Consider the following 11,203-nt stretch of genomic DNA (forward strand, 5'->3'; position numbering starts at 1 on the left):
ACAAACAGAGCATTCAAACACAGCAAACACCATTGAACAAGGTTATAATGAACTTACCCTATCAAATATAAAAGATAATGAAGAAATCTATGTAAGAGCACAAAAAGACTATAATGAATATATAAAACATAATTTCTCTCAAACCATACACAACAATAAAGATTCTAAAGTAAAAGGAAGTTACACAGAATCTATTACTAAATATCATAAGCAAGAAATATTAGGTTTAAAAGATGTAAGAGTTGGAGGAGAATATCTTACTAATGTAGCACTAAGTAAAGATACCATAGTAGGATTATCTCATACTCTAAACATAGGAGCTAGTAATAAACTAAGAGTGGCACGAAATAGTAGTGAATATGTAGGGGGAGATAAAACAATAGAGATAAATAATAATTTTTCTAGTAGTGTTGGTAGGGATTTACATCAAATTGTGAAAGGAGAGAAGCAAGAGCATATTGAGGGAAGTTTGACACAGAATATTCAACGAGAAATGTTTCTTCATATTCAGCAAAACTTCTCTACCAATGTCAAAGAAAATCTTGCCACTAATGCCAAATCGATGCAACATAATATAGAAGAACAATATTCACTTCAAGCCGACAATACTACACTAGAATTACAAAGCGATTGCTCCATACAGGCAGGAAATGAAATTACATGCAAAGTAGGTGAAACCACTATAACGATTTCGGGTGATAAAATAATCTTAAAAGCAGGTGGAGTTGAAGTAGTTATAAATTCCAATGGTTTAGTAGTAAAAGGTGGAGAGGTTAAGAGTGAGTAGAGAATCCAACAACCAAGAAAATATAAATCCCACAATGTTAAAATATAACAATGAGGCAAAACCCACAGAATCTATAAAGCGAGATTCTATAAAACAAACTTCTATAAACATAGAATCTACAATGCTAGAATCTAGCACACTAAAATCTAATTATTTAGAATCTAAAAAACCCAACGACACTAAAAACAACGAAACCAAAAACAAAGATAACATAAAGCTAGATTCTAATGGTGATGAGATGATTTGGGAGTTGGAAAAAAAAATTAATATATTCAATGCTCTATGGAGTTGGGGAATCTTGATTATTGTTTTATTGGCAGTGCTTTTTGTTTTCACATTGCTTCCCTTAAAATATAGTTTGGGATTTGCAACTTTTCTGATATTTGTCATTGGTGTGTTAGCAATTATTGGGATATTTTGTGATTTTTTTTATAAAACACTTAATATTAAAAAAATATATGCTACCAAGGACTATCTTGTCATTGAAAGATTGTTCAACAAAAATATAATGATTCCACTTGGAAGTTTTTATATAAGATTGACAGGTGAACCATCTCCGATTATTTTGGACAGTGTTGGTTGTTTTAGCTTTGTTTCTATTATCAATTTTCAACAGCAAAAAGAATTGTATAATTTTATATTACCGAGCATAAATCCGCTAAAATCCACGAATTTTAACTTACTAGAACAAATAATGATTCCAAAAATTGAATTATATCTTGCCAATATAGGCCAAGATGACTATGAAAAAATATCAATACAAGAACACCCAGAGATTATAGGCTCAAAGATTGATTTTGATAGGATAGATAAGATGAGAAAGGAAAAAGGCAATGGAAAATAAAAATATCTATAAAGGCTTAGAATGTTATTGCAATGAGTTTGAAAAGATTCCAATTTATAGGAGAAAGTTAGGAATGGCTGGAGTTACAGCGACCTATGGAGTGGCAATAGGAGAAAGTTATACAAGTTATAAACTTGATAAATATTTAGAATAAAGTGAGTAAGGAAAAATAATATGGGTGAAATTCATAGCAATACACAATTTTATAACAATGCAGTAAGCAATAATACAGCAAACAACAATAACACAGAATCTAAGAAGTTAGATTCTAAAACTCAAGAAAATAGAAAACTAGATTCTAATGGTGATGAGATTGTGTGGGAGATGAAGAGAAGTTTTCATATTGGGAATAAAATATATCGTATCTATTTCCTTATAATTAGCATTATAGTATGTTCTATTATCACCTATACAATATTTTGGACAGCATCTCCACTTAATGGATTTCGAGGACTATTTTTAATTTTATTCGTGCTGGCTATATATTATGTTTTTTTATCAGAAATCTTAGGACTATTTAATTTTAAAAGACTATATATTACTAACAATTATCTTATTATTGAAAAATATATTGGCAAAAAAGCAATGCTTCAGCTAGGAAGTTTTTACGCTCATTCCTCGAGACTTCCCACTAATCCTTCAAGCCCAAAATTAACAAAAGATTTATGTCTTACATTTTTTTTACAAAATAACGAATTTCGAATTGATGAATCAAATTTATCCTATGATAATACTACAGATGAATTAGCTAATAAATTAAATGTAATCTTTGAGCCATACATAACACAATATCTACTAAACTTAGATGAAAAACAATATTCAAAGATTAAAAATGATACCTTCATCAAAAATGAAATTTCATACTTCAAAGAGATAGACAAACTAAGAGAGGAAAAAAGAAACAATGATTGAAAATAAAAATATTTATAAAGGTTTAGAATGTTATTGCAATCACTTTGAAAAGATTCCTATTGATAGGAGAGATTTAGGAATAGCTGGAGATATAGCACCTTATGCTTTTGCAATAGGAGAGGGTTATACAATCTATAAATTTAATCAATATGCCAAACAAGAGAATATAGGACAATGGGGGCAAAAATCAGCAAGAATAAATATTAAAATGAATGGAGGATTATTAAGTTTTTTACAAGCAATAATAGAGGGGAAATCTGGTGAGAGAGGATTAAAAGAAGCAGGAATTAGTGTTGCAAGCGGAATCTTTGCAGACAAGATTATTGACAACAAACTAGGCAACAAAATAATTGAAAATGCTACAAAACACACCCTTAACCAAACTAGCAAACTCGCCTCAAGCAGTGCCACTAGACTTGCTACTTCAAGGGTAGCTTCAAATATTGCAGTCAAAACAGGCGTATCTCTCCTAACTCGCATTGCCACAGGAGCAGCCACAGGTGCAGCAGTTGGTTCTACTGCACCTATTGTAGGCACAATAATAGGTGCAGTAGCAGGAGCATTAATAGCTGGAATGGTTAATGATTATATGTTTGCAGACGAAGACAAACAACTAGAAAAGGATAAAGCCCATAATGCAGAGATAGAGAGATTAGAAAAAGAATACAAACTAAAGATTGATAGAATCAATGATTATCTTATACGCAATCACTATATAGAGCTAAGAGAACTTACAGAAGCAGAATCTGAAGAACTCTGTAAAGAAGCAAGTAATCTTAAGAGTAGTTATTTTAAAACTATTATGCTTATGCAAAGCTTTCCTAATTACTTGGATAGAGATAAAGAGTTCTATGACACATTGCAGGTTAAAGAGTTAGATTCCAAGCAAGATTTGAAAGATAAAGATTTTAAAGACAGATATTCTAAAGAAGCAGAATCTAAAGAAACAAATAAGATAGAATCTAAACAATTACACATAAAACCCATAGCAGATTCTATACCTCTTACTATAGAGATAGAGAAATGCCATAATGGTATAAGTGGGAATCTCCTAGGAAATACAACAATATATATTTATAATCATAGATTTAAAAGAGTGGTAGCTAAAGGCAAAAGTGATAATAACGGAAAGCTTATAGTGCATAATGTCTATGTAGGGAAAGAAGATATTGTAGATAAATTAAGCTTTATTACTGATAGAGATAACTTTGATGAGAGGGTGGCGTAAATGAGTGAGAAACAAGAACAAAATGCAGAATCTAAAAAGCTAGATTCTAATGGTGATGAGATTGTGTGGGAGTTGAAACAAAATATAACTATCCTATTTCTCTTGGGTTATTTATTCTACTTATCTATGATATTTGGATTTATGTATATTCTTATTATCTACATGATTCCAAATATTATTCATGATTGGAAACCAATATTTATTTCCTTATTTTTAATTTATGGAATTATATGTTTAAGTCGAGAAATATATTATTCTTTAAATCTTAAAACAATGTATATCACAAAAGATAACCTATTTATCAAAAAATATTTAGGACAGGATTTAGAATTAGTATTAAAGGATTGCATAATATTTACACGAATGGTAACTGGTGCGGTAAATATTGCGGGAGTTTCTACTTGTGAAATTAATACCATAAACAATCACTCAACCTTATATATTTTTCTTGAATCAAGCAGCAATAATATTGAAGAGACTAACATTTTACTAAAACCTTTTATCATCAATCATCTGCTAAATTGCAATGAAAAATCATATAATCAATTTAAAATTTACTATAGCAGGGAAGACATTCGATATCAATACAACATTGATTATGATGCAATTGATATTCTACGCAAGGAAAAAGACAATGGAAAATAATACTAAACAATGTGATACCTCAATGTATAAAACTCTGTGTGTTTGCTCTACTGAATTTGAGAAAATTCCAATTCATAGGCAGGAATTGGGAATGGCTGGAAGTGTAGAGTTAATTATGAACTAGATAATAGATAAAAGGAAACTTAAATGGAAAATATAGGTAATGATAAAGAATTCCTAAAGCTCCAATCCAACAACCAAAAACATATAAATCCTACAATGTTAGAATCTAACAATGAGACAAAACCCACAGAATCTATAAAGCGAGATTCTATACAAGAAACTTCTATAAGCACAGAATCTAACAAACTAGAATCTAAAAAACCAACCGACACTAAAAACAAAGACAATATAAAGCTAGATTCTAATGGTGATGAGATTATTTGGCAAATACAATATGATATTCCAATTATCAACAGTATTATTTCTTGGGGACTTAGGATTAGCTGGGTTACATTGCTTTGTTATTTTTTCAGCTTGGGCTTAATGAAATACATGGAACAATATGAACAATATAGCAAAATGGAGTGGTATAAACAAGCTGTAATTATTGGGCTTGGAATCGTGTTTGCAATACTAATATGGAATCTCTTAATTGTTATTTTACAAACCTTAAATCTTAAAACTATTTATGCCACAAATGACAATTTGATTATCCAAAAGTATTTTGGTAAAAATATGGCATTGTCGCTTGGAAGCTTTTATGTCGTATTTAAAACACTTTATCGTGCTTTTGAAACAGAATATGCAATAATTCGGACTTTCGATGGTTCTACATCTTTTACCTTTGGAATAGCCAAAAATCACAAAAATTTTAGGGCACACGGCATAAAAAACATTGAAGAATTAGAAAAGATTCTAAAACCAAAAATTGAAAAATATCTTATAACTTTGGAGGAAAGATATTTTCAAGATTTCCTATCATTTGATTATCAGTATATTCACGGAGGTTTTGGGAACATCATGTTATTGGATATGGAAAATATCTTGCGATTAAGAAAGGAAACCGATTGTGGAAAATAGCGAACAATATAAAACAATTTTGGATATTTATACAGGATTACAGGTATGTACACCACCAAACTTTAAGGAATTGCCTACACCTTTAAATGATTTTGGATTAGGGGGAAAAACTACAACATATAGCATAACTGTGTTAGGAGCTTATTCTAGCGAAGTTTTAGGGCAATATATGCAAAAGCAAGGCGCTTTAGATGGCATAAAGACTTTTTATAAATATAAGCTAATGGGAAATTTTGGAATATTTTCCTATCTTTATAAGAAATCAGAGGGAAAATCTAATGAAAGGGCTGTTGGGGAAGTTATATTTGAAACAAGCGTTGGAATTGGTGTAGATTCTGTTATAAAGCATCGGCATATGATACAGCAAGGAGCTAGAAAGATTGTTGTAAAAACTGCCACAAAAGTTGGTATTAGTTTAGGTAGTCGAATTTTGGCTGGTGCTACTACTGGTGCAGTTGTTGGTTCGTCTGCCCCTATCATTGGGACTATAGTGGGTGCTGTTGCTGGAGCTTTTTTGGCAGGTGTTGCTGAAGATTTCTTTTTCAGTGAGGGTTGGTTTGAGGACAAAGAAAAGACAAAAGAAATGCAAAAACAAGAGATAGAAAATAGACTCTATAAAATCTATATAACCAAAATAAACCAGATAGGAGATTACCTTTTGAGACATAAATATGCAGAAAAAAGAATATTAAAAGGCTATGAATCCGAGGAAATTTGTCGCTCTATCAATAATCCTAACGAATCCTACTTCAAAACAATCCTCTTAATGCAAAGCTTTCCTAATTACTTGGATATAGATAAAGAGTTCTATGAAACATTGCAAGAAAAAGCGTTAGATTCTAAGAAAGAATCTAAAGAGACAAATAAGACAGAATCTAAACAATTACACATCAAACCCATAGCAGATTCTATACCTCTTACTATAGAGATAGAGAAATGCCATAATGGTATAAGTGGGAATCTCCTAAGAAATACAACAATATATATTTATAATCATAGATTTAAAAGAGTGGTAGCTAAAGGCAAAAGTGATAATAACGGAAAGCTTATAGTGCATAATGTCTATGTAGGGAAAGAAGATATTGTAGATAAATTAAGCTTTATTACTGATAGAGATAACTTTGATTGGATGGTAGCGTAAGTGAATGAGAAAGTGAAAATATCTAATGCGAAACAGAATATCTATATCCTACAATATTTTGTAAAAAATTTAAATACAACTACTAGTCTTACTCTTATACAAAAACTTAAAATATATTTCTACAAACATTTTTTCCTCATATTCTGCTTTTTTATAGGATTTTTGTGGCTTCTGTATTCGCTTATCCAAGTAATTTATATAACTCACTTTAGCATAAAATCTATTTTGTCTCTATGTATTGCTTTGCCTTGCTATCTTGTTTGCGTGTTATACTGCATCGAAATATATGAATATTATGTAACTAAAGATTATCAAAAACTCAACATCAAAAAAGAAGATATAGAATGGGAGCAATCTTATATTTATATTAAATCACAGTTTTTTCGCTCAATGATTAAAGCTATATTTGCTATTTGTTTTTTAATTCCTTCCTTTAATGGTACATTTTATGGCGGGTGTGTTTTTGCTATAATGCTATGTTTAGCACAAATACCACCATCAACATCTGTATATAGAATCTTTTTAATCAAAGATTTTATATACAAAGGCAAACTGCACAAAGGTGGTATTTTGCTCTATCACCCCAATTTAGATTGTGGATTCTATCCCTATGGAGAATTTTTAATTTTTCAACAACGCTCAGTTGGTCATTGGAATTGGTTCCGTTTATTTACAATTTTTACTATTGATTGTATAAAATCAATACCAGTGCAAGATGATACAATATATGGCACTATGAATGTAGAACTACATTTTGAAGGAAATTTTAATGATGAATTTCAAACCATATGGATTACGCATACAAAAAATGCCTTATTAGAATCTAGTGAAGATATATTTTTAAAATTCAAGACTATGTTTGAATTTCTCGACAAGTCTCCAGATGGATTTTTACTTTGTTCATACAAGGAATTTGCTGCATACAAACCATATTTAGATATTGTCGCAATACAAACACAACGACAAAAAGGAATGAATAATGCCTAACGACAACACGCCATTCAATCAAGATACAAAACCACTGATAGATAATCAAACAATCCTTTTTACCTCATTATCTGGATATTTAGCATTTTCTGGAAACTTGGCTGTTGAAGTAACAGAAAATATATTAAAGCAACCAACAAAATATTTATCTTGGGGGATAGATATTCATAATGGCGTAGTAAGTGGCATTACAAAAAGCACTTCTGCAAATGACATGAAAAGAATTGGTGCTACTTTGGCTATGGAAATAAGTGCTCAAAAGGCTGGAGGTATTATAGGCGGTGGAATACAAGTTGCAAAACAAAGTGGGATACGAGCTGGTGGAGATTTTATTGCAAAGCAATCGGCAAAAACCCTAGCAAAAGTTGGTATCAATGTTCTAGGTAGAATCGTTATTGGTGCTGGCACAGGGGCAGCTTTTGGTTCAAGTATTCCTATTGCTGGGACGATTGCAGGAGCTGTTGTAGGAGCAGTAGTAATGGGATTATTTTCAGATACTGCTTATGATTATTTAAGTGGAGAGAGTGCAAGAAAAAAAGAGGCTGAAGAAGCAAAAATAGCAGAGGAGAAAAAAGCGGAAGAATTAGAAAAAATATATACTATCAAAATACACCAAATCAATGATTATGTAATACGAAAAAAACTTGTTCAAAAAAGATACCTCACAGAAGAAGAGTATAAAATCTTGACCGAATACCTAACAAATCCAAATATAAGTTATTTCAAGGTGATATTATTTTATTTGAGTTGCCCAAATCTTGCAGATGTTTATATTGATAAAGAAACTAATATGAAACAATTACAAATAAAACCCATAGCAGATTCTATACCTCTTACTATAGAGATAGAGAAATGCCATAATGGTATAAGTGGGAATCTCCTAGGAAATACAACAATATATATTTATAATCATAGATTTAAAAGAGTGGTAGCTAAAGGCAAAAGTGATAATAACGGAAAGCTTATAGTGCATAATGTCTATGTAGGGAAAGAAGATATTGTAGATAAATTAAGCTTTATTACTGATAGAGATAACTTTGATGAAAGTAACTTTGAATTAAGTCTTAGTCAATATGAAAGCTTTACAAATATACAAAAGAAACATAAAAGCACAAAAGAATTAAAACTCTTACAAGCTTATTTTAGCTTTAATGGTTCAAAACTAAGCCTTGAATATGAATATGAGGTATCTAATCTCAAAGCAAATATCTACAAAGATACTATAGAACTAATCCCTACACATAATCTCAAGGATACAAGGTTTAGACAATATATCAAATATGCTTATATGGTATTTGATATAACTGATAGCAATATAGATGAGAAAACAAGCAATATCACTATTGCAAACAGAGCAATGCTAGGACTAAAGAATCTGGGGAATAGTGGGAATAATAAGTATGAGATAAGAGAGAGTTGGCGAGAGAAAATAGTTATATTCTTTGCTTACTTTGATAAACAAGAAAAAACACCTTTCTTTAAGGCATTATTTATTCATAAACCTATTGTGATTTTAGACTTAGGTAATAGTGGTGCAATACCATTAGAATACGAACAAAATAGTATGAAAAGGGTGGATATAGTTTATGATATTATCCAAATGATAGAGGCTAGACTAAAAAATATAGCAACTCTTATAAAATTACAAAAAAATAGTGATGAGATAATAGGTTTGGATGAGAGGGTAAGGAAAGTTAATGCCATAAAACAAAACACACAAAGTAAGAATTTACTCTTTCTATCACTTCATATTGATAGTGAAGCGACAAAGAGTGCTAGTGGAATGCGGTGTTTTTACAATGATAAAGCATATGCAGAACAAGAAAAAAGATTTATTAAGCACCTAAAAGAAATATATCCTGTAACAAATAATACTTACTTTGAAAACAAATCTAATCTCTATCTTACAAAATTTGTCAATGTGGCTTCAGTGCTTGTAACACTTGGCTTTATAAGCAATGATGACGACAAAGCGAGATTAAATAATAAAACTCAAAGAAAAGCAATAGCTAATAAATTATTCTTAGCTATTAGTAACTATCTCCGTAAAAACAATAAATAATATTCGCAAGTAATAGCAGTGGTTTTTTGCATTGCCTAGAATTGGAGATGAAGTCATAATCTCTTTCTTAGATAATGATATAGATAAGCCATTTATATCTGGAAGTTTATATAATACAACTAATCCTAGCCTAATACATAATCCCCTAGATTCCCATAAGACTTCCTTATCAAGTAGAACAATAAACTTAACAAATATAAGAAGCTTAATAAGCCAAACAAATTCATCAAAACCAACAAGCTTAACACAAACAACAGCTACAACAAATTCTTGAACATATCAGATTTATAAGCATTAACAAATTTATTAAGCATAACATAATTAATAAAATTGTACCAATAGATTCACTAAACCAAGCAGATTCATCACAAACAGAGCTTTCAAACACAGCAAACATCATTGAACAAGGTTATAATGAACTTACCCTATCAAATATAAAAGATAATGAAGAAATCTATGTAAGAGCACAAAAAGACTATAATGAATATATAAAACATAATTTCTCTCAAACTATACAAAACAATAAAGATTCTAAAGTAAAAGGAAGTTACACAGAATCTATTACTAAATATCATAAGCAAGAAGTATTAGGTTTAAAAGATGTAAGAGTTGGAGCAGAATATCTTACTAATGTAGCACTAAGTAAAGATACCATAGTAGGATTAAGTAATACTCTAAATGTAGGAGCTAGTAATAAACTAAGAGTGGCTAATGATAGTAGTGAATATGTTGGGGGAGATAAGGAAGTGGAGATAGATAATAATCTTTCTAGTAATATTGGTGGGGATTTACATCAAGTTGTGAAAGGAGAGAAGCAAGAACATATTGAGGGAAGTTTGACACAAAATGTGGCAAAGGATATAAGGGTTAGCACTGATGATGAGTTTGCTGTTAATTCTGCAAATAATTTAGTGTTGGACACTAAAGATTCTATGTCTCTTACTGCGACAAAACATTTAAGATTGGAAGCCGACTTATCTAATGTGGAAATAGCAACGGATTATAGTGTAGAATCTGGCAATTAAATAACTCATCAAGTGGGCGAGACTACCATAACAGCTACTTCAGATTCTGTAATAATAAAGGCAGGTGGAGTAGAAGTAATTATAGATTCTAATGGTTTAGTGGTAAAAGGCGGAGAGGTTAAGAGTGAGTGAGAGAAAATAAAAGGAGCAAAAATGAAAATAATACCATTACTATTATGTAGTCTTATAGGCTATGTTTGGAGTATATCGATACAAGATAATGCAAAATCTACAACGCAAAGCATTGTATCGCTAGATTCTGTATTGCAAAACCTTATCACTAAAGCCAAGTTAGATTCTCTAAATGACTTAACACAAGAGGAATGCAAAAACCTAAGTCACACCTACAATGTGCCACAAGATTCACAAAATGAGGAATCTTATAGTGAGGAGCAGAGCTGCTACTATGCGGCAATACAAAATCTCAAAGCCGCTACTGCAGAACTTATGTGTATAGTTTTGTATAAAATCAAAGTGGGGGATATTGCTAGAAAGTATCGTGTGTGTGGGAGTTTGATAAAGATTTTTAGAAATCAAAGTGGGTGGAAA

General features: G+C 30.8%; 12 protein-coding genes and 2 pseudogenes. All 14 read left to right on the top strand.

Annotated elements, in window-relative coordinates; all coding sequences use genetic code 11:
* On the top strand, positions 1–787 hold a 787-nt coding region (locus tag LS81_RS09665), incomplete at its 5' end, for a bacteriophage T4 gp5 trimerisation domain-containing protein (protein WP_138069910.1).
* Positions 788–821: 34 nt separating this feature from the next.
* The gene (locus LS81_RS09670; RefSeq protein WP_161976763.1) at positions 822–1,631 is read left to right on the top strand and encodes a hypothetical protein; all 810 of its coding nucleotides are present in this window, start codon (positions 822–824) and stop codon (positions 1,629–1,631) included.
* A complete protein-coding gene (locus LS81_RS11375; RefSeq protein WP_004084747.1) occupies positions 1,621–1,785 on the top strand; it encodes a hypothetical protein in 165 nt (54 codons plus the stop codon). Before LS81_RS09670 ends, LS81_RS11375 begins: the two co-directional genes overlap by 11 nt.
* A 20-nt stretch (positions 1,786–1,805) precedes the next feature.
* Positions 1,806–2,543: a hypothetical protein gene (locus LS81_RS09675; protein ID WP_034345506.1), complete on the top strand. Its 738-nt coding sequence runs from the start codon at positions 1,806–1,808 to the stop codon at positions 2,541–2,543.
* On the top strand, positions 2,536–3,771 hold the full coding sequence (locus tag LS81_RS09680; protein WP_138069911.1) for a glycine zipper domain-containing protein: 1,236 nt from the start codon (positions 2,536–2,538) through the stop codon (positions 3,769–3,771). The genes LS81_RS09675 and LS81_RS09680 overlap by 8 nt, the downstream gene beginning before the upstream one ends.
* Positions 3,772–4,416 (top strand): hypothetical protein, encoded by a 645-nt coding sequence (locus LS81_RS09685; RefSeq protein WP_034346680.1) that lies wholly within the window; start codon positions 3,772–3,774, stop codon positions 4,414–4,416.
* A gap of 147 nt (positions 4,417–4,563) precedes the next feature.
* A complete protein-coding gene (locus LS81_RS09690) occupies positions 4,564–5,439 on the top strand; it encodes a hypothetical protein (RefSeq protein WP_004084753.1) in 876 nt (291 codons plus the stop codon).
* A complete protein-coding gene (locus LS81_RS09695) occupies positions 5,429–6,580 on the top strand; it encodes a glycine zipper 2TM domain-containing protein (RefSeq protein WP_138069912.1) in 1,152 nt (383 codons plus the stop codon). The genes LS81_RS09690 and LS81_RS09695 overlap by 11 nt, the downstream gene beginning before the upstream one ends.
* A gap of 390 nt (positions 6,581–6,970) precedes the next feature.
* Positions 6,971–7,567, top strand: coding sequence for a hypothetical protein (locus LS81_RS09700; RefSeq protein ID WP_161976764.1), 597 nt, complete (start codon positions 6,971–6,973; stop codon positions 7,565–7,567).
* Complete coding sequence (locus LS81_RS09705; RefSeq protein ID WP_104696568.1) at positions 7,560–9,629, top strand: N-acetylmuramoyl-L-alanine amidase; 2,070 nt, start codon at positions 7,560–7,562, stop codon at positions 9,627–9,629. The genes LS81_RS09700 and LS81_RS09705 overlap by 8 nt, the downstream gene beginning before the upstream one ends.
* Before the next feature lie 31 nt (positions 9,630–9,660).
* Positions 9,661–9,903 carry a phage baseplate assembly protein V gene (locus tag LS81_RS12115; RefSeq protein ID WP_034576387.1) on the top strand — a complete coding sequence of 81 codons (243 nt, stop codon included), beginning with the start codon at positions 9,661–9,663 and terminating at the stop codon, positions 9,901–9,903.
* Positions 9,904–10,027: 124 nt separating this feature from the next.
* Positions 10,028–10,321 (top strand): annotated as a pseudogene (locus LS81_RS12545) (bacteriophage T4 gp5 trimerisation domain-containing protein); the annotation flags it as partial.
* A gap of 12 nt (positions 10,322–10,333) precedes the next feature.
* Positions 10,334–10,654 carry a hypothetical protein gene (locus LS81_RS12120; RefSeq protein ID WP_052096679.1) on the top strand — a complete coding sequence of 107 codons (321 nt, stop codon included), beginning with the start codon at positions 10,334–10,336 and terminating at the stop codon, positions 10,652–10,654.
* A 153-nt stretch (positions 10,655–10,807) separates the two neighbouring features.
* Positions 10,808–11,203, top strand: a pseudogene (locus LS81_RS09720) (hypothetical protein); the annotation flags it as partial.

The sequence above is a fragment of the Helicobacter trogontum genome (genome assembly GCF_000765905.2).
Taxonomy (GTDB): Bacteria; Campylobacterota; Campylobacteria; order Campylobacterales; family Helicobacteraceae; genus Helicobacter_A; species Helicobacter_A trogontum.

What these genes read in the sequence shown, in the direction of transcription:
- LS81_RS09670 (WP_161976763.1), top strand. Translation starts at nt 822, where the DNA reads ATGTTAAAATATAACAATGAGGCAAAACCCACAGAATCTATAAAGCGA.
- LS81_RS11375 (WP_004084747.1), top strand. Translation starts at nt 1,621, where the DNA reads ATGGAAAATAAAAATATCTATAAAGGCTTAGAATGTTATTGCAATGAG.
- LS81_RS09675 (WP_034345506.1), top strand. Translation starts at nt 1,806, where the DNA reads ATGGGTGAAATTCATAGCAATACACAATTTTATAACAATGCAGTAAGC.
- LS81_RS09680 (WP_138069911.1), top strand. Translation starts at nt 2,536, where the DNA reads ATGATTGAAAATAAAAATATTTATAAAGGTTTAGAATGTTATTGCAAT.
- LS81_RS09685 (WP_034346680.1), top strand. Translation starts at nt 3,772, where the DNA reads ATGAGTGAGAAACAAGAACAAAATGCAGAATCTAAAAAGCTAGATTCT.
- LS81_RS09690 (WP_004084753.1), top strand. Translation starts at nt 4,564, where the DNA reads ATGGAAAATATAGGTAATGATAAAGAATTCCTAAAGCTCCAATCCAAC.
- LS81_RS09700 (WP_161976764.1), top strand. Translation starts at nt 6,971, where the DNA reads ATGATTAAAGCTATATTTGCTATTTGTTTTTTAATTCCTTCCTTTAAT.
- LS81_RS09705 (WP_104696568.1), top strand. Translation starts at nt 7,560, where the DNA reads ATGCCTAACGACAACACGCCATTCAATCAAGATACAAAACCACTGATA.